General features: G+C 64.4%; 17 protein-coding genes and 1 tRNA gene. 6 read left to right on the top strand and 12 right to left on the bottom strand.

Annotated elements, in window-relative coordinates; genetic code table 11:
• Window positions 1-5 precede the first annotated feature (5 nt).
• A complete protein-coding gene (locus KUV82_RS05465) occupies window positions 6-599 on the top strand; it encodes a DUF938 domain-containing protein (protein ID WP_219955871.1) in 594 nt (197 codons plus the stop codon).
• A 60-nt stretch (window positions 600-659) separates the two neighbouring features.
• Here KUV82_RS05465 and KUV82_RS14205 read toward each other — a convergent pair whose 3' ends face one another.
• On the bottom strand, window positions 660-788 hold the full coding sequence (locus KUV82_RS14205) for an entericidin A/B family lipoprotein (protein ID WP_157075177.1): 129 nt from the start codon (window positions 786-788) through the stop codon (window positions 660-662).
• Window positions 789-905: 117 nt separating this feature from the next.
• Here KUV82_RS14205 and KUV82_RS05470 point away from each other — a divergent pair, with 117 nt between their 5' ends.
• A complete protein-coding gene (locus KUV82_RS05470; RefSeq protein WP_219955872.1) occupies window positions 906-1,136 on the top strand; it encodes a hypothetical protein in 231 nt (76 codons plus the stop codon).
• Window positions 1,137-1,145: 9 nt separating this feature from the next.
• Here the strand turns inward: KUV82_RS05470 and KUV82_RS05475 are convergent, their stop codons facing one another.
• The gene (locus KUV82_RS05475) at window positions 1,146-1,286 is read right to left on the bottom strand and encodes a hypothetical protein (protein WP_219955873.1); all 141 of its coding nucleotides are present in this window, start codon (window positions 1,284-1,286) and stop codon (window positions 1,146-1,148) included.
• Window positions 1,287-1,371: 85 nt separating this feature from the next.
• The gene (locus KUV82_RS05480; RefSeq protein WP_219955874.1) at window positions 1,372-2,901 is read right to left on the bottom strand and encodes a CpaF family protein; all 1,530 of its coding nucleotides are present in this window, start codon (window positions 2,899-2,901) and stop codon (window positions 1,372-1,374) included.
• A gap of 258 nt (window positions 2,902-3,159) precedes the next feature.
• Between KUV82_RS05480 and glmS the strand changes: the two genes are divergently transcribed.
• A complete protein-coding gene (glmS, locus tag KUV82_RS05485; protein WP_219955875.1) occupies window positions 3,160-4,983 on the top strand; it encodes a glutamine--fructose-6-phosphate transaminase (isomerizing) in 1,824 nt (607 codons plus the stop codon).
• Window positions 4,984-5,123: 140 nt separating this feature from the next.
• Entirely contained in the window at window positions 5,124-7,442 is a 2,319-nt protein-coding gene (locus KUV82_RS05490) for a putative bifunctional diguanylate cyclase/phosphodiesterase (protein ID WP_219956225.1), read from the top strand.
• On the opposite strand, the gene purQ is transcribed toward KUV82_RS05490, so the two are convergent.
• Window positions 7,443-8,120, bottom strand: a complete 678-nt coding sequence (gene purQ, locus KUV82_RS05495) for a phosphoribosylformylglycinamidine synthase subunit PurQ (protein ID WP_219955876.1) — start codon at window positions 8,118-8,120, stop codon at window positions 7,443-7,445.
• Window positions 8,120-8,353 carry a phosphoribosylformylglycinamidine synthase subunit PurS gene (gene purS, locus KUV82_RS05500; protein ID WP_219955877.1) on the bottom strand — a complete coding sequence of 78 codons (234 nt, stop codon included), beginning with the start codon at window positions 8,351-8,353 and terminating at the stop codon, window positions 8,120-8,122. The genes purQ and purS overlap by 1 nt, the downstream gene beginning before the upstream one ends.
• A 286-nt stretch (window positions 8,354-8,639) precedes the next feature.
• Between purS and KUV82_RS05505 the strand changes: the two genes are divergently transcribed.
• Complete coding sequence (locus tag KUV82_RS05505; protein ID WP_219955878.1) at window positions 8,640-10,874, top strand: TonB-dependent receptor; 2,235 nt, start codon at window positions 8,640-8,642, stop codon at window positions 10,872-10,874.
• A 58-nt stretch (window positions 10,875-10,932) separates the two neighbouring features.
• On the opposite strand, the gene KUV82_RS05510 is transcribed toward KUV82_RS05505, so the two are convergent.
• Window positions 10,933-13,809, bottom strand: coding sequence for a M16 family metallopeptidase (locus KUV82_RS05510; RefSeq protein ID WP_219955879.1), 2,877 nt, complete (start codon window positions 13,807-13,809; stop codon window positions 10,933-10,935).
• Window positions 13,810-13,927: 118 nt separating this feature from the next.
• The gene (purC, locus tag KUV82_RS05515) at window positions 13,928-14,731 is read right to left on the bottom strand and encodes a phosphoribosylaminoimidazolesuccinocarboxamide synthase (protein WP_219955880.1); all 804 of its coding nucleotides are present in this window, start codon (window positions 14,729-14,731) and stop codon (window positions 13,928-13,930) included.
• A 125-nt stretch (window positions 14,732-14,856) separates the two neighbouring features.
• Here purC and KUV82_RS05520 point away from each other — a divergent pair, with 125 nt between their 5' ends.
• A complete protein-coding gene (locus KUV82_RS05520; RefSeq protein WP_219955881.1) occupies window positions 14,857-15,798 on the top strand; it encodes a hypothetical protein in 942 nt (313 codons plus the stop codon).
• Window positions 15,799-15,803: 5 nt separating this feature from the next.
• On the opposite strand, the gene KUV82_RS05525 is transcribed toward KUV82_RS05520, so the two are convergent.
• From KUV82_RS05525 to infA, 5 genes are all read right to left on the bottom strand, one after another.
• Window positions 15,804-15,878: transfer RNA gene (locus KUV82_RS05525), tRNA-Phe, on the bottom strand.
• Between the two features lie 87 nt (window positions 15,879-15,965).
• The gene (gene yacG / locus KUV82_RS05530; protein ID WP_219955882.1) at window positions 15,966-16,154 is read right to left on the bottom strand and encodes a DNA gyrase inhibitor YacG; all 189 of its coding nucleotides are present in this window, start codon (window positions 16,152-16,154) and stop codon (window positions 15,966-15,968) included.
• Window positions 16,147-17,097, bottom strand: a complete 951-nt coding sequence (locus KUV82_RS05535; RefSeq protein WP_219955883.1) for a ribonuclease E/G — start codon at window positions 17,095-17,097, stop codon at window positions 16,147-16,149. Before KUV82_RS05535 ends, yacG begins: the two co-directional genes overlap by 8 nt.
• A complete protein-coding gene (locus KUV82_RS05540; RefSeq protein ID WP_219955884.1) occupies window positions 17,090-17,665 on the bottom strand; it encodes a Maf family protein in 576 nt (191 codons plus the stop codon). Before KUV82_RS05540 ends, KUV82_RS05535 begins: the two co-directional genes overlap by 8 nt.
• Window positions 17,666-17,671: 6 nt before the next feature.
• Entirely contained in the window at window positions 17,672-17,929 is a 258-nt protein-coding gene (gene infA / locus KUV82_RS05545) for a translation initiation factor IF-1 (protein ID WP_011413465.1), read from the bottom strand.
• Between the last annotated feature and the right edge of the window lie 199 nt (window positions 17,930-18,128).

The following is an 18,128-nucleotide window of genomic DNA, read 5'->3' on the forward strand; positions in this document are numbered from 1 at the left end:
CCACGATGAAACGCCATGCGCCCGCCACGGCGCGCAATTCCGAAGCGCTCGCGGCAGTGCTGGCGCAGGAGCTGCCACGCACCGGCCTACTGCTCGAAATCGCAAGCGGTTCGGGGGAGCACGCCGTGTTCATGGCGGCGCGCTTTCCCGATTTGGCCTGGCAGCCGAGCGATATTGATCCCGACGCGCTCGCATCGGTCGATGCCTGGGCGCAAGAGACGGGTCATCCGAACCTTTTGCCCGCATGCGCTCTCGACGCGTCGCAGCCGGACTGGCCGATCGGGCGCGCTGACGCGGTACTGTGCGTGAACATGATCCACATCAGCCCCTGGGCTGCGACCGAGGGGCTGTTCGCGGGGGCAGGGCGCCTGCTGGCGCCTAGCGCTCCCCTGGTGCTTTACGGCCCCTTCATCGAAGAGCAGACGCCGACCGCTGAATCCAACCAGGCGTTCGACGCCAGCCTGCGCGCGCGCAATCCCGACTGGGGGCTCCGCCAAGTGGAGGCTATCGACGCGCTGGCAGCGGCAAACGGCCTGGCGCGCACGGCGCGTCACTCGATGCCGGCGAACAACCTCACGCTCGTCTACCGCGCCGCCTGACGCCCAAACAGAAACGCCCGCCGGTGGGGGCGGGCGTTTGCGTTCGTCCTGGGGAAAGACTCAGGTTTCTTCGTCGACCGCATTGGCGGCGGACTGGAGGTCGCTGCCGACGCCGCGGACGGTGTTGCAGGCGGCTGCGGTCAGGGTCATCGAGGTGATGCCAAGTGCGAGCAGGATTTTCTTGATCATTATGGTGTCCTTCCCAAAGGGCTTTCTGGCTCAAGTACAAGGGCTAGAACGGGCAGGTTAAAGACCGGTTCCAGCGGGCATTGCGCCCGCGCTCGGGCCAACCCATATGGCGCACGCGTGACCGAGCCCGATTTCCTCCTTTTTGCCAGCGATGCCGAAATTGCCGCCTATTGGGGCGTGGCTGCGCTGTTCATGGCCCTGGTGTGCATGGTGATGGAGCGTCGCCGGACCAAGCGTACGGAGATCAACCGCGTCGGCTGGGTCCCCTGGATGGGCCTGTTCGTGATGTTTGCCGTGATTGGCGGCGGCCTGCTGGCGGCGGCAATCCCCGCGATCCTGCAGGCCTAACAGGCCTTGTCAGCGGCGCAGGCTGCGCGCCCGCATGTCCGAAAAGCTGCGAACGTAAAGCGCCTCGAAGCGCTTCTCGTCGTCGCATGCCGGCTTTTGCGGCCGCCGCTGCGGCCGCGCGTCCTTCGGAATGAATATCTTGTTGAGCATCGGTTTCGTCCTACCCTGTCGAGGGTATGGCCGAAGATCGCACTAAACGATTGTATGAACTCGCCGTTCTTCCAGGGCTGGCTGCTTAGAGGCAGGCTTCCAGATACGCCTGGTCAAAGCCGAACTGGCGCGCCTTTTCCAGCGTATAGGGACGCAGGCCCGACGAGCGGAACTCGCCAAGGATCTTGCCGTCGTCGCTCTCGTCGAGATATTCGAACTTGAAGAGTTCCTGCGTGACGATCACGTCGCCTTCCATCCCGATCACCTCGGTGATGTTGGTGGTGCGGCGCGAACCGTCGCGAAGGCGTTTTACCTGCACGATCAGGTCGACCGATTCCGCGATCTGGCGCGAAATGGCCTCCTTCGGGATCTTGATGTCGCCCATCAGGATCATGTTTTCCATACGGCCGAGGCACTCACGCGGCGAGTTGGCGTGAAGCGTACACATCGAACCGTCGTGACCCGTGTTCATGGCGGCAAGAAGGTCGAAACATTCCGCGCCGCGAATCTCACCCAGGATAATGCGGTCTGGGCGCATACGCAGGGCGTTCTTCACGAGGTCGCCGATGGTGATGGCGCCCTGGCCTTCAAGGTTCGGCGGACGCGTTTCGAGCGGCAACCAGTGCGGCTGTTGCAGACGGAGTTCGGCGGCGTCCTCAATGGTCAGCACGCGCTCGCCCGGGTCGATCATCTTCGACAGGGCGTTGAGCATCGTCGTCTTACCCGAACCGGTACCGCCCGAGATCACGATGTTCATTCGGCACGCGCCCGCGATTTTTAGCGCGGTACACATCTTGTCGCTCATCGAACCGAAGTCCTTGAGCATGTCGAGCGTGATCGGCTTTTCCGAGAACTTACGAATCGAGATCGCGGTGCCCTTGAGGCTCAGGGGCGGAACGATGACGTTCACACGGCTGCCGTCCTTGAGACGGGCGTCGGCCAGCGGCGTGGTCTGGTCGACGCGGCGGCCTACCTGGTTCACGATGCGCTGGGCGATCTGGAAAAGGTGGGTCTCGTCGCGGAACTTGATCGGCGCGATGACCAGCTTGCCCTTCTTTTCGATGTAGGTCTGGTCCGGGCCGTTGACCATGATGTCCGACACGTCGGGATCGTTCAGCAGCTCTTCGAGCGGACCGAAGCCGAGCAGTTCGTCGACCAGGACTTTTTCGAGCGCGAATTGTTCGCGGCGGTTCAGCGTGACCTTCAGCTCGGCCAGCACTTCCATGATGATCGGACGGAATTCTTCCGACAGCTCATCCTTGGACAGCGTGGCGGCTGCTTCGGGATCGACGCGTTCGAGCAGGCGCGGGAGCACCTGTTCCTTGATCTTGTGGACGCTTGCCTCGAAGCCGCCGACTTCGCTTTCACCCGAATGGGTGGTGTTCATGCGCTCGTCGAGGCGGCTCATGGCATCGCTGCTGGCGCCTGCGCCACCGGCACCCGGAGGGGGCGGGGCATTCTCGGGAAGCGGCGGGAATTGCTCGCCGCCCTTGGCCTTCTCTTCCTTGGGCGCCGCGGATCCACCGCCGCCCCGCATAGGCTTGGCCACCCCGAACTGCGGACGTGCACCGGCACCCATACCTGCCGGCCCGTTCTTCCGTCCGAATGCGCTCATTCCGGTAACCCCCGAGGTAACACTTGATTCGTACAACGCGACCCTGCCCATTCACGGCAAAGCCTGTCTCTCGAAGCGTGGTGAATAAAAAGGAAACCTTGATTTTTCCCTAATGGCAGAGGCTTCTTGACCCGCGTTTACCATGTCGGGCGGTACCTTAACTGTGTCCCGGCACCGGATAGGGCGAGCGAGCCGATTGATTGCCGCGGCCAAGCCGCTAAGTCTCGGCTTTGCCTTTCAGTTCGGAGAATACGGCGCATGTGCGGAATTATCGGTATCGTCGGCAAGGAGCCTGTGGCGGATCGCCTGGTCGATGGCCTGCGCCGCATGGAATACCGCGGCTACGACAGCGCCGGTGTGTGCGTAATCGCAGACGGAGAGCTGGTGCGTCGGCGTGCGGAAGGCAAGCTCAACAATCTCGTCGTCGAGCTGGCGAACAACCCGGTCGATGGCACGGTTGGCATCGCCCACACGCGCTGGGCGACGCATGGCGCTCCGACCGCGACCAACGCCCACCCGCATGCGACCGACCATGTGGCGCTGGTCCACAACGGCATTATCGAAAACTACAAGGAACTGCGGGCCGAGCTGCGCGAGGCTGGCCGTACGCTGGAAAGCGATACGGACACGGAGGTGGTGCTGCACCACATCTCCTGGCTGGTGGAGCAGGGCAAGTCGCCGCAGGACGCGGTTTCCGAAGTCCTGCCGCGCCTGCGCGGAGCCTTCTCGCTCGCCATAGCCTTTCGCGACCATCCTGATCTCCTGATCGGTGCGCGACTGGGTTCGCCGCTGGTTGTGGGCTATGGCGAGGGCGAAACCTACCTCGGCTCCGACGCTCTGGCGCTGGCGCCGCTGACCCAGCAGATCAGCTACCTCGAAGAAGGCGACTGGGTCGTCATTTCGCGCGATGGCGCGACTATCTATGACAGCGAGAACACGGCGGTCGAACGGGAAGTTCGCGCCTCGGGCGCGTCCGCCGCGGCGGTCGAGAAGGGCAATTACCGCCACTTCATGCAGAAAGAGATCTTCGAGCAGCCGACCGTGGTCGCGCAGACGCTCGGGTCTTACCTGCGCCAGTCGGACAATTCGGTCGCGCTTCCCCAGTTCGATTTCGATATCTCGAGCGTCCGGCGCATCACGATCGTCGCCTGCGGAACGTCTTTCTACGCCGCCATGGTCGCCAAATACTGGTTTGAAAGCTTCGCGCGGGTTCCGGTCGATATCGATGTTGCGAGCGAGTTCCGTTACCGCGAGCCCGTGCTGGAAGAGGGCGGTCTGGCGCTCTTCATCTCGCAAAGCGGTGAAACGGCCGACACGCTGGCCGCCCTGCGCCATTGCAAGGCCAACGGCCAGACCATCGGTGCGGTGGTAAACGTGCCGACCAGCACCATGGCGCGCGAGGCGGACCTGCTGCTGCCGACTCATGCGGGGCCGGAGATCGGCGTTGCCTCGACCAAGGCGTTCACCTGCCAGCTTGCGGTCCTTGCCGCTCTCGCCGCGCATATGGCGGTGAAGAAGGGCCTGATGAGCCGTGAGGAAGAGCAGGACGTCGTCGAGCACCTGCTCGAAGCGCCGGCGTGTCTCAACGCGGCGCTCGATCACGACGATGATATTGCAAGCATGGCGCATCTGATCGCGCCGGCGCGCGATGTGCTTTATCTTGGCCGTGGCCCGGACTATCCGCTGGCCATGGAAGGCGCGCTGAAGCTCAAGGAAATCAGCTATATCCATGCAGAGGGCTACGCCAGCGGCGAAATGAAGCATGGTCCGATTGCGCTGATCGATGACGATGTTCCGGTGATTGTCCTGGCACCGTCCGGCCCGCTGTTCGAAAAGACCGTCTCCAATATGGAAGAAGTCCGCGCGCGCGGAGGGCAGATCGTGCTGATTTCCGACGCGGAGGGGCTTGAGCATGCAGGGGAAGGGTGCCTGGCGACCATCGAAATGCCAAAGGTCCACCCGCTGATCGCGCCCCTGGTGTATGCCATCCCGGTGCAGCTGCTCGCTTATCACGTCGCCTGCGTGAAGGGCACCGATGTCGATCAGCCGCGCAACTTGGCCAAGTCTGTGACAGTCGAGTAGTTCGCCGCGCTAGCAACGAAGGCGCCATTCTTTTAAACGCGCATCCTGCGGCCTTTACCGGGAGATAAGATTTTCCGGTTAACCGTAACAGTGTGAGCGAGCAGAAAACCAAACAGCAGGCCAGAGCGGCCAGTTTGCCGATTGGGCAAGTCATCGGGCTGGAAACGCCCGAGGGCAGCGATTGGGCGCTTGTCCATGGCCAGCAATACGCGCTCCTGAAGGAACGTGTGAAAGTGCGAGTCGCCATGCATCTGGTGGGCTTCGTCCTGATCGCAGCGACGCTCTACGGCAGCGTTCCTTCGACGCTGCTAGCGTCCTGGGGCATCGCGCTGGTGGCGGCGGTCGTGTACTCCGCTCGCGCCGATATCCAGCTCGCCGATGCCGACAGCCGGAACATATCCACCCAGGAAATGAAGGCGCATGCCCGGACAACGGCAGCGAAGGGCGTCGTCTGGGCGGTCGGTATGGTGGCTTGCGCTTTCCTTGCCGACGGGCATACCACCGATATTGTTTGGGCGGTTGCGGCCATGCTTATCCTGGCCACGACTGCGAGTCGGTTCAGCGCGCCGTTGAGCTCGATCACTTTCACCCTCGCGGCCGGTATCGGCGGCTTGGTCGCCAGCCTCATCACCTTCCAGTTTTCGCTGGCAGTTGTGGTCATTCTTTCGACCTTGCTGGCTAGCTTCGGCGTGATCGAAAGCGCCCGGGTCGCCGTCGCAGCCCGCCTCGCCGAATCGGCCATGCAGGAGAAAAGCGAAGTCGTCTCGATGCTGCTGCGCGAATTCGAGGAAGGCCAGGCCGACTGGCTTTGGCAGATCGATACCCGCCGCCGCCTTCACGCCGTGTCGCCGCGCTTTGCCTTCGCGCTCGGCAAGGAGCCTGCGCAGATCGAGGGCCAGTCCTTCCTGCAGCTCATTTCGGGCAATGGCTGGAAGACTGGCCAGTTTCCGCCAAGCCTGCATGAGCTTGCCGACAAGCTGAAGCGCAAGGAGAATTTCTCCAATCTTTCGGTCAAGGTTTCGATCGAGGGACAGGATCGCTGGTGGGAGCTTTCCGGAACGCCGATCGTCGACGACCTTGGCACGTACCAGGGCTTCCGCGGAGTCGGCTCCGACGTAACCGAACAGCGCGAATCGTCGGAGAAGATCGAATACCTCGCCCGCTACGACACGCTGACCCAGCTACCGAACCGCCGGATGCTCAATGAGGCGCTCGGCGAAGCGCTGGGATACGCTGCGGAATGGCGTTCACGGTGTGCTTTCCTGATGATCGACCTCGACCGCTTCAAGGCGATCAACGATTCGCTCGGCCACCTCGTCGGCGACCAGATGCTCGCGGAAGTGGCGCTGCGCCTGAAGGGGCTGATCCAGGACGGCGAGGTCTGCGGACGTCTCGGCGGAGACGAATTCGCCGTGGTCATTCGCGACGCTTCGGAGCGCGGCAGGATCGAACGTCTCTCGCGGGCCATCATCCAGCGCCTTTCCGAGCCCTATGAAATCGAGAACCAGGTGCTCTATGTCGGCGCCAGCGTCGGCTCCGCACTTGGACCGCGCGATGGCCGCACGGTCGAAGAGCTGCTGCGCAACGCCGACCTTGCACTCTACCGCGCCAAGGATGACGGCGGCGGCGTCCATTGCGAGTACGAACCCTCGCTGCACGCGAACGCAGAAGAGAAGCGCCAGCTGGAGCATTCGCTGCGCAACGCGCTCGAGAAGAACGAGCTGCTGCTCCACTACCAGCCGGTCGTGGACGCCAACAGCGAAGAGATCGTCAGTTTCGAAGCGCTGATCCGCTGGAACAGCGAAGAGCACGGCTTCGTCAGCCCGGGCAAATTCATCCCGCTTGCCGAAGACACGCGCCTCATCGTGCCGATCGGCACCTGGGTCATGCAGGAGGCCTGCCGCGAGGCGGCCACGCATTGGCCGGAGGATGTGAAGGTCAACGTCAACGTGTCGCCCGAACAGCTGCTGGAGCCGGACTTCGCCGCCACGGTGGTGCGCGCCCTTTCGCACAGCGGGCTCGATCCCAAGCGCCTCGAAATCGAGGTGACCGAGAGCATCTTCGTGCGCGACGCGGGCATTGCCCGCAAGGCGCTGGAGCAGTGCATGGCGCTCGGCTGCTCGATCGCACTGGACGATTTCGGTACCGGCTATTCCTCGCTCGGCTACCTGCGCCAGATGAAGTTCTCGACCATCAAGGTCGACCGCCTGTTCGTGCAGGGGGCCGCGCAGCAGAGCCCCGAATCGATCGCCATCATCCGTGCCGTCGTCGCCATGGCCGAGAGCCTTGACATGACGACCACGGCCGAAGGCGTCGAGAACGACGAAGAAGCGAAGATGATCCGCGAATTCGGCTGCACCAAAATCCAGGGCTTCCATTTCGGTCGCCCGATGCCGTCGAAGGACGCTCGCCGGATTTTTGCTCGCAAGACGGCTGAAGCCAGTCTCAAGAGCGCCTGATCAGGCCTTCACGAGCGAACGGACGGCACTTTCGAACAGCGCACGACCGTCGGTTCCCCCGTGCGCCGCGTCGACCGCGCGCTCGGGGTGGGGCATCATGCCGAGCACATTGCCCTGAGCGTTGAGCACGCCGGCAATATCGCGGCGCGATCCGTTGCACGGTTCGGTGTAGCGAAATGCCACGCGGCCTTCGCCTTCGAGCCGGTCCAGCGTCTCGTCATCGGCGAAGTAGTTGCCATCGTGGTGCGCAACCGGGATGTGGATCGTCGATCCCGCATCGTAGCCCGCAGTGAACAGCGATTGGGTGTTCTCGACCGACAACGCCACGGTGCGGCAGATGAAATTCTGGCTGGCGTTGCGCATCAGCGCACCAGGCAGGAGGCCCGCTTCGGTCAGGACCTGGAAGCCATTGCATACGCCGAGGACCGGCACGCCCTTTTCCGCGCGGCGCTTGACGCTCTGCATGATCGGGCTGTTTGCGGCCATCGCGCCCGAACGCAGGTAATCGCCGTAGGAGAAGCCGCCCGGCAGGGCGATGAAGTCGAGATCTTCGGGCAGGTGTGCGTCACCATGCCAGACGCGGATCGGGGCCGTGCCCGACACCTGTTCGATTGCAACCGCCATGTCGCGGTCGCAATTGGAACCGGGGAAGGTGATGACGGCGGCGCGGAAAGCCATCAGGCGACCTTCTCGATGCGGTAGTTTTCGATCACCGTGTTGGCGAGCAGCTTCTCGCACATGTCGGTAAGCGCTGCGTCGTCCGTGCTGTCGGCGACGTCGAGTTCGATCAGGCGGCCCACACGGACATCGTCGACCCCATCGAAGCCGAGGCCTTCCAGGGCGTGGTGGACAGCGCGGCCCTGCGGATCGAGAACGCCGGGCTTGAGCGAAACATGGACGCGGATCTTCATGCGAGCAGGGCCTTTCGTGTTGGCGCGCCTATGGCGCAGCACGACTGCGCATTCAAGCGCTGCGATGCGCTCCTTTGGGGATGGGCGCTATCGTGACAATGGAGTCACGCGCTGTAGCGCGGTTGCAACATGTGTCACGAAAGTGCCTTGTGATGCGCCGCGAAAGTCCATTTCATCGCGCAACCTGCTATAGGGCAGCATCAGCCAGCAAGGCTGTCTCCCTCCAAATGCCCGCCGATCTCCCCCGATTTTCTCCCGGCGTGCTCAAGCAGGAACTCTCTCCATCATGACTATTCGCTCGACCGCTGCCCGTTTCCTCGGCGCCAGCACTCTCGCCGTCGCCGCCATCGCGGCGCAGCCCGCCTTTGCGCAGGACGCCGATGCGGCGCCCGAAGCCACCGAGGGCCAGCTCAACACCATCATCGTCACGGCCAACCGCCGCGAAGAGAACCTCCAGGACGTCGCCGTCTCGGCGGCTACCCTCGACGCCAGCACCGTGAAGACGATCTTCGACGCCGGTGCCGAAGTGACCGCGCTCGCTGCCCGCGTCCCGGGCCTGTTCGTCGAAAGTTCGAACGGCCGTGCTGCCCCGCGTTTCTACATCCGCGGCCTTGGCAACACCGACTTCGACCTCGCCGCTTCGCAGCCGGTTTCGGTGGTGATGGACGACGTCGTGCTCGAGAATGTGACGCTCAAGTCGTTCCCGATCTTCGACATCGAACGCATCGAAGTCCTGCGCGGTCCGCAGGGCACGCTGTTCGGCCGCAACACGCCGGCCGGTATCGTCAAGATCGACACGGTGAAGCCGGGCGACGACTTTGAAGCCCAGTATTCGGTCAGCTTCGGCAGCTTCAATTCGCTGTCGATGGATGGCGGCGTCACCGTTCCGATCGCACCCGGCGTTGCCTCGCTGCGCGTTTCGGGCCTCTACCAGCACCGCGATAACTGGATCGACAACGGCTTCACCGGCCAGGACGATGCCATCGGCGGCTATGACGAATTCGCCGGCCGTGCGCAGCTGCTGATCACGCCGGATGACCGCCTCTCGGTTCTCGGCACGCTCGCCTTCCGCGATCTCGACGGCACCTCGACCCCGTTCCGCGCCAACATCCTTGGCCCGGGCAACAACGACCTCAACGCCAATTACGACCGCGACACCGTCTTCTATGACGCAGGTGGCGGCAACGTGGCCGAATACAACGCGCTGATTGCCAGCCTTCGGGTCGACTACGAAGCCGATTTCGCAACGCTCACCAGCGTCACCGCATGGGCCGAAAGCGACGGTTCGAGCCGCGGCGACATCGACGGCGGCTTCGGCGCCAGCTTCCTGCCGGTCATGGGTCCGGGCTTCATTCCGTTCCCCTCGGACACGCAGGACTCGATCGATCTCGACCAGTTCACCCATGAAGTCCGCCTCGCCTCGAACCCGGGCGGCGTCGTCGACTGGCAGGTCGGCATGTTCGTCTTCGAAAGCGACTTCGACGTCACCACGGTCGGCTTCACCTTCCCGCCGTCCGTCACCGTGCGCCACACCAACGACGCCTGGGCGGTCTTCGGCCAGGTCAGCGTGCAGGCAAGCGATGTCCTGAAGCTGACCGGCGGCCTGCGCTGGACCGACGACGAGAAGCAGTTCATCGTCGTCTCGCCCTCGTTCATTTCGGGCCCGGCGCCGCAGTTCCGCGCTGTCCAGGATGACCGCCTGAGCTGGGACGTGTCGGCCTTCCTCGACGTGAGCGACGACGCCAGCGTCTACGCGCGCATCGCCAACGGCTTCCGCGCGCCGACCATCCAGGGCCGCGACGTGGCCTTCGGCGCTGCGCCGTCGATCGCCACCTCGGAAAAGATCATGAGCTACGAAGCCGGCTTCAAGTCGGAGCTTGCTGATCGCCGCGTGCGTCTCAACGGTGCGATCTACTACTACACGATCGAGGACCCGCAGTTCTCGGCCGTGGGTGGTGCCGGCAACCTGGTGCAGCTGGTCAACGCCAACAAGGGTCGCGGCTTTGGCTTCGAACTTGACAGCGCGTTCCAGGTCACCCCGGACTTCCTGATCACCGCTGGTCTTTCGTACAACGACACCAAGATCCAGGACAGCACGCTGGCCGTGGGTATCTGCGCCCAGTGCACCGTCACCGATCCGACCGTCGTCCTGTCGGGCAACACCCGCGCACTGGTGGACGGCAACCCGTTCCCCAACGCGCCCAAGTGGATCGCCGACGTGACCGCGCGTTACGCCTTCCCGGTCAGCAACTCGGGTGAAGTCTTCTTCTTCACCGACTGGGCCTACCAGGGGAAGACCAACTTCTTCCTCTACGAAAGCCTCGAGTTCAACGCGAACAACCAGATCGAAGGCGGCCTGCGTATCGGTTACGCCGACACCAGCGGTCTGTTCGAGGTTGCTGCCTTCGTCCGCAACATCACCAATGCGGACAATGTGAAGGGCGGCATCGACTTCAACAACAACACCGCCTTCGTGAACGATCCGCGCGTGTTCGGCATCTCGGCGCGCATCAACTACTGATCGCGCTGCAACAGCCTAGCGAATTGGGGCCGGGAGGAGCGATCCTCCCGGCCCTTTTTCATGGGGTGGGCGCAAGGCTCTCGTGGAGAACACGGATGCGCAGCGCTTCTTCCGGCCGCAGGTAGCGGCGGGCCGCTTCCTGCAGCATATCGGGCGTGACCGCGCGCACCCGGTCTTCGTAGCTGCGCACCCTGTCGAGCCGTTCACCGCGCAGCTGGGCCTCGTCGAGGACGCTGAGCCACCAGCTGTTCTCGCGACGGTTGAGCGCAACGCGTTCGAGCAGCGGGGTACGCGCGCGGTCGAGCAGGTCCTGGTCAATCGGCTGCGTACGGAAATCCCGCGCTATCTCCTCGACCACCTCGAAGACCGTGTCCGCTTCGCCCGGAGCGACGATGACCGATGTCGAGAAGGTCCCGAAATCGCGATAGATATCGGACATGCGCGAGCTTGCACCGGGGGAATATGATGCGCCAAGCTCTTCGCGGATGCGCTGCAGCATTTCGAGGCGCATGGCGATGGCGAGCAGCTGCATCGTCGCCTCTTCCTGCGCATCGTCATCATCGCTGGTGGGCCAGTAGGTCATGGCGAGCGCCTGGTCGGGTGACCCTGCGTGGGTCAGCACCCGTTCCTCGCGGCTCTCCGCAAAACGGGCGACGCGGGCCTCTTCCCAGCTCTCCAGCGTGGCCGCCCGATCGGGGAGCGCGCCGAAGGTTTCCGCAACCGCCGCAATCACCGCATCGCTGTCGAAATCGCCGACGACGGCGATCTCGATGGGCGCGCTGGCAAATTGTTCGGCAATCGCCGCGCGGGCGCTGTCCAAGGTGACCGATCCGAGTTCCTCTTCGGATGGAATGCCGAAGCGCGGGTTGCCGTTGGCGACGATGCGCGCGACCTCGGCTCCGGCCACAGCCTGCGGCGTGGCGTCGAGCTGGGCAATGTAGGGCGGCAGGATCGCCTGCCAGCGGGTGAGCATTTCGGCGCGCAGCCCCGGATCGCTGAAATAGGCGGCGCTGACCCGCATCTGCAGCGCAATGTCGGCCATGGTGCTGCTGTTGCGCAGGCCAAAGGACGTGCCGCGCGCGGCAAAGCCGTAGCGCACCCGGCGGCCCGCGAAGATCTGCCGCAATTCATCATAGCTGTGCTGCCCCAATCCGCCGAGCGCGCCGACAGAGGACAGGAAGATGCCTTCCGCCATCGCCTCGTCGGGGAGGGCAAGCAGTCCCGAACCGACCCGGATCGAAAAGCGCAACCGCCCGGTTTCGAAATCGGTCGGCTTGAGGTTCAGGCGGACGTTGTTCGAAAAGCGGATGGTGCGAATGCCCAGATCTTCGATCCGCCCATCCTCGGCAATGGTGCCGGGCTCCCCGAAATCGGCGTAGGCGAAGGCGAGGCCACTCGCATCCTCGGGCGGTTCGACCGGCCTGGCGGCCGCCGCGCGCCAGGCGGTCAGGATAGTCTCCCGCGCCTCGGGGATCGCTTCCTTGGTGGAGACATGGATCAGCGGATCGGAAAGCGCGAAATGCTCCGCAAAGGCCTGCGACACGGCTGCTGCCGTGATCTGCGGCTTGTGCGCCAGGAACAGCTCGTAGCCTGTCTGCGGCGTCACGAAGAGCCGCTCGCGCCGGGCCGTCCCCAGGAGGCCATCGGCAAGCGCGCGGTTGCGGCGGGTATCCTGCTGGCTCGCCGCATCGCGCGCGCGCTGTTCGAAATTGGCGATCTGTTCGGCAAGCTCGGCTTCGGTAAAGCCGTGTTCGACCGCGCGGCGCCATTCGGTTTCGCCTACCTCCAGCGCGCGCTCCCATTCGCCTTCGCGCGCCTGCATCTGCACCTGCGCGCTGCGCTGAATGTCGAAGAAATCGGAGGACGAGGCACGCCCGCTGATGATCGGCGCATCCTCGGCGTTGGCAATGCGTTGCAGGCGGCGGTTGAGGATGGCGGTGCCGAGCGCGACCAGGCGCGACTGTTCGGAATCCGCAACGTTCGGGCGGCGAATGGCGTAGGGCGCGAAACGGTCGATCACGACGACGTACTGGACATCGGGATCGACGAAATTGGCCGCATCCGGCCCGCGTTGGAGGTCGAGCGTGCCTTTGGCGATTTCGGTGCGCGGCTGCGAGGGCGCAGACCAGCTTGAAAAGCGCGAGCGGATCTTCTCCTCGACCGTATCGGGATCGAGCGCGCCAACCACCACCAGCACGGCGTTGTCGGGCCGGTAGAACCGGCGGTAGAGGTCGCGCAGGGTCTGGCCGGGAGCGGTGTCGATGATGGCATCGGTGCCATCAGCGCGGAACCGCTGGGCGTAGCGGGTCTGCGGCGCAACGAACTGGAAATAGTGCTTGAAACGGCGGATCGGGAAGGTGTTGCGCGCGCGCGTTTCCGACTGGATGATCCCGCGTTCACGGTCGACGGCGTCATCGGCAATGGTCAGCTCGCTCGCTGTTTCGCGCATCAGCATCAGGGCCGTGTCGACAAGCTTCTCATCCGTGCGCGGCAGGTCGAGCTTGTAGATCGTGTCCTCGAAGCCGGTCGAGGCGTTGGTGTCGGCCCCGAACGCCAGGCCGAGCCGCTCCAGCAGCTTGACCATCTCGCCCTCCGGCACGTTGCGCGAGCCATTGAAGGCCATGTGTTCGAGCATGTGGGCAAGGCCCAGCTCGTCGTCGCGCTCGTCGATCCAGCCCACATCGAAACCCAGGCGGACGGAGGCTGTGTCCTTGGGCGTGTCGTTGGCAAGGATGGCGTAGCGCAGCCCGTTTTCGAGCATGCCGAAACGCACGGCGGCGTCAGGAGCGATGTCGTACACGGGATGACCCCAGCCAGTGACATCCTGCTGCTGCACACCCTCGGTCGCGACGGGGGTATCCTGGGCGTGAAGGGGCATCGACAGGGCAAGAAGCGGGAGCGCCGCGAGGACGCGGCGAAACGAGGGTGCAGCCATGGCTTGCACCCTATGGATCGCCTGACGCCCTGCCAAGGGCGCGCGGCGTGCTAATCGGCAGGCGGCGTGGCGCTGCCCGTTAACGGCATGAAGCTACGCCGGGTAGCGCTCCGCGGGCTTACTTCTTGGGCTTGGGCGGTGTTCGCAGGCGGCCGCGATGCGCGTTCATGTCGAGCACTTCACCGGGCCCATTGTCGTCGCCCTGCAGCAGGCCGAGACGGCGCGCGACTTCCTGATAGGCTTCGCTCTCGCCGCCAAGGTCGCGGCGGAAGCGGTCCTTGTCGAGCTTCTCGCCGGTGTTGATGTCCCACAGGCGGCAGCCGTCCGGGCTGATCTCGTCGGCCAGGATCACGCGGCTGTAATCGCCATCCCAAATGCGGCCGAATTCCAGCTTGAAGTCAATCAGGCGGATATCGATCGCGCTGAACATGCCGCACAGGAAGTCGTTGATGCGGATCGCCATGCTCGACATGTCCTGCAGCTCTTCATGGCTGCACCAGTTGAAGCAGGCGATTTCCTCTTCCGAGACCTTGGGGTCGCCCAGCGAATCGTCCTTGAGGCAATATTCGATCAGCGTGTGCGGCAGCAGTTCGCCTTCCTCGATACCGAGGCGCTTCGACAGCGTGCCGGCGGCCACGTTCCGCACGACCACTTCCAGCGGCACGATTTCGACCTGGCGCACCAATTGCTCGCGCATGTTGAGGCGGCGGATGAAGTGCGTCGGGATGCCGATGTGCGAAAGGCGGGTGAACACATACTCGCTGATGCGGTTGTTGATCACGCCCTTGCCGTTGATCGTGCCTTTTTTCTCGGCGTTGAAGGCGGTCGCGTCATCCTTGAAATACTGGATGATCGTGCCCGGTTCGGGGCCTTCATAGAGGATCTTGGCCTTGCCTTCGTAGATCTGGCGGCGACGTGCCATGGACGTGTTCCTTCGCGCGTAAAAGCTAGCCGCCCCGGCGAGACAATCGGCTGGCGATTGCACCGTCCGGGGCGTGCCCGCGTCCCATACAGAAGCCGCCTCGCGAAAGCAATCGGAGCGCAGGTGTGCGAGCGGTTGCCCCGCACGTCGGCATTCGCCATGCCGCAGGGATGTTCACCTACCGCCATTCGGGCCTTCTCGTGGCCTCCCAGATCGAGCTGCCGGAATGGGCCGCATTCGCCCGCGAAGCGGATGACGAGGCGGATGTGCGCATATCGGTCACCCCGGATGCGCCCTTTCCCGATATCGGCGATCGGCTGCTGGTAGAGGACGAGCGGGTCCGGTTCGGGGTCGAGGAGGTCGGCGGCTGGACCATCGAAGCCGGGCAGTCCATCACGCTGACGCCCCGGCAAGGCGCCGACGCGCAAGAACTGCGCCTCTTCACGCTTGGAAGCGCCTGGGGGATGCTGGGATACCAGCGCGGACACGCCATGTGGCACGGCAGCGCCGCGAAGCTGCACGGGCGCACGGCGCTGTTCTGCGGCGATGCGGGCGAGGGCAAAAGCACTATGGGCGCTGCGATGGTCGATGCCGGCGCTGATCTGGTCGCCGACGATCTCAGCCGGGTCGAGCCGCATGCGTCCGGCCCGCTCCTCTATCCGTCTTCGCAGCGGCTCAAGCTGTGGGGCGAGGCGGTCGACCATTTCGGCTGGCGCGAGCGCGTACTGCACCGCGACTGGCGCCGCGAAGACAAGTTCCACTGCTCAGTGCCGGAAAGCCCGGACCTTGCTTCCGCCTGCGCGCTCGACCTGATCGTAGTGTTGGAAACCGGCGAGACTCACCGGATCGAACCGCTGCGCGGCGCCGAGGCGGTGGCGGCGGTCCTGAAAGGCACGATCTACCGGCCCGAAGCGCTCGGCGAGATGGGGCGGTGGAACGAGCAGGCCGTCCTGGCAGCGCGAATCGTCGCTGGCTGCCACGTCGTGCGGCTGACCCGCCCGCGCGATCTGGACGCGCTGGATCGCAGCGTGGGCATGGTATCTCACTGTCTGGGATCGCTCGGGTAGCGAAGTGGTGCCCAGGGGCGGAGTCGAACCACCGACACGACGATTTTCAATCGTCTGCTCTACCACTGAGCTACCCGGGCACACTGCTTCGGCGAAGGGGCTGAACCAGCCCCGCGAGCGGTGAGAGCGGCCCTATGGCGAAGCTGGCGGGCCTTGGCAAGGGGTAATTAGTCTTCTTTGCCCCCGGTAACCTCGGCCGCGATTTCCTCGGGCAGCGCAGGGCGTCCGGGCACGGCATAGCCATCGCCGAACCACTGCGAAAGATCACGGTCGCGGCAGCGGCTGGAACAGAAGGGCGTGTGCTCTTCGCTGCGCGGTTTCTTGCAGATGGGGCAGGGCTTGGCAGGCTTAGTCATGGGCTACGATCTGGGCGGTGGCCGCCTCGATCGCAAGGCCCGGATCGGTCTCTATCCGCACCTGACGCGCGGTGCGCCGTTCGAGTTCGGCAAGCCATTCCGGCTTGAGCTTGGCCTTGAGCGCAGGGTGCACGGTCAGCAGCGTCACGCCCGGTCCCTCGACCATTTCGCCCCGGCGCAGCGCCATGCGCGTGGCCATGCCGACGCGCGACGTGGCAAAGCGGTGGAGCAGGGAGGGGCCTTCCAGCCGCGCGATAATCTGCACGAAGCCGAAGCCGTTCATTGCGGTGCGCTCGTGCGGGAAATCGGCAAGGGCTTCCTCAAGCGCTTCGTCAACGGACTTGCGGTCGGCCTTCGTCTGCAGGGTCGGGAAGTCGATCCCGATGGAACCGCCCAGGTCAAACAGCGGCAGCCAGCGCGCGATCGAAGGCACGGCGGCCAGCGCCAGTTCGCGCGGAGGCAGGGCGCCGTCGATATCGATCAGCGTCATTGCAGGCGTGACCGCGAACAGCAGCGAACCGCCATCGAAGGCTACCTCGCCCGAAGATGCCGCGTGCCAGACATCTTCCCATTCGCCTGAAGGAAAGTGGCGCAGGGTCTTGCCACTGGCGAAAGGAGTATCGACCGGCTGGTTCGCTGCATCCGACGGGCGGGCAGAAGGAAGCTTGAACCGCCCACGCTCGGTCATGGCGGCGCGGGTAATGGTGAAAGGGTAGGAAGCGCCCTCGCTCGCATCGCGGGGGAGTTTGTCGACCAGCACCTCGCGCCCCGTTGGGTGAAGCGCCAGTCCGCGCGTACCGGTCTTGCGGAGCAGCTTTCCTTCGAAAGCGTCGCCAGCGGCCATTTCGCCGTCCCAGCGCAGTTTCGCGGCCAGCACTTCGTCCTTGTCGACAAGCAGGGCGCGGCGCTCGCCGATGCCCTCTTCGATCAGCCATTCAGGCAATGTCGAACCCGGCTGCCTTGAGCAGCGCGCGCGTTTCGTAGAGCGGCAGGCCGACCACGCCCGAATGGCTGCCCTGAATGCGGCTGATTAGCCCTTCGGCAATGCCCTGAATGGCGTAGCCGCCCGCCTTGCCGTCCCATTCGCCGCTGGCGATGTAGGCGTCGATCTCGTCCGCGGAGAGGCGCTTGAAGATCACCACCGTCTCGCTCAGCCGCTCGCGCAGCGTGCCGTCGGGCGCGCGCAGGGCGATTGCGGAGAGAACCCGGTGGCGGCGGCCTGACAGCAGTTCGAGGCACTTGCGCGCCGTCGCTTCGTCTTCGGCTTTCGGCAGGATGCGGCGTCCGGCGGCGACCACCGTGTCGCCCGCCAGCACATGGCCGTCAGCGCTCGCCGCGGCTTCTGCCTTTTCGCGGGCCATGCGCTTGGCGTACTCGCGGGGCAGCTCGCCCTTGTGCGGAGTCTCGTCGATATCGGCCGGATTGATGGCAGCCGGCGTGAGGCCCAGGCGCGCAATCAGCTCGCGCCTGCGGGGACTTGCCGATGCTAGAATGAGAGTGGGCTGGCCCACGAAGGCTTACTGCGGACCGGGGCCCTGGCCGGGGCCGCCGCGGCCGGGCATGAAGCGGTAGGTGATGCGCGCCTTGGTCAGGTCGTAAGGCGTCAGTTCGCAAAGGACTTCGTCACCGACGAGCACGCGAATGCGGTTCTTGCGCATCTTGCCGGCGGTGTGGCCGAGCACTTCATGGCCGTTCTCGAGCTCGACGCGGAACATCGCATTAGGCAGCAATTCCACCACCTTGCCGCGCATTTCGAGAAGTTCTTCTTTCGCCATGTAGTCTATCGTGTCCGTTTGCTGATGCAGTAAGAGCGGCGGCCTTTAGCGGCGAAGGGGCAAAAAGGGAAGCCTTGGCGGTGCGCGCGTCCTTCGATGAACCGCCATGCGCGCCTGATCTGCGACAATCCGATACGGGAACCTGCCTTGTCGCCGGTGTTTTTAGCCTGCAACGGTCTTCGTCGGAGGGGGCTGACCA

Source organism: Qipengyuania flava (genome assembly GCF_019448255.1).
Lineage (GTDB): Bacteria > Pseudomonadota > Alphaproteobacteria > Sphingomonadales > Sphingomonadaceae > Qipengyuania > Qipengyuania flava_A.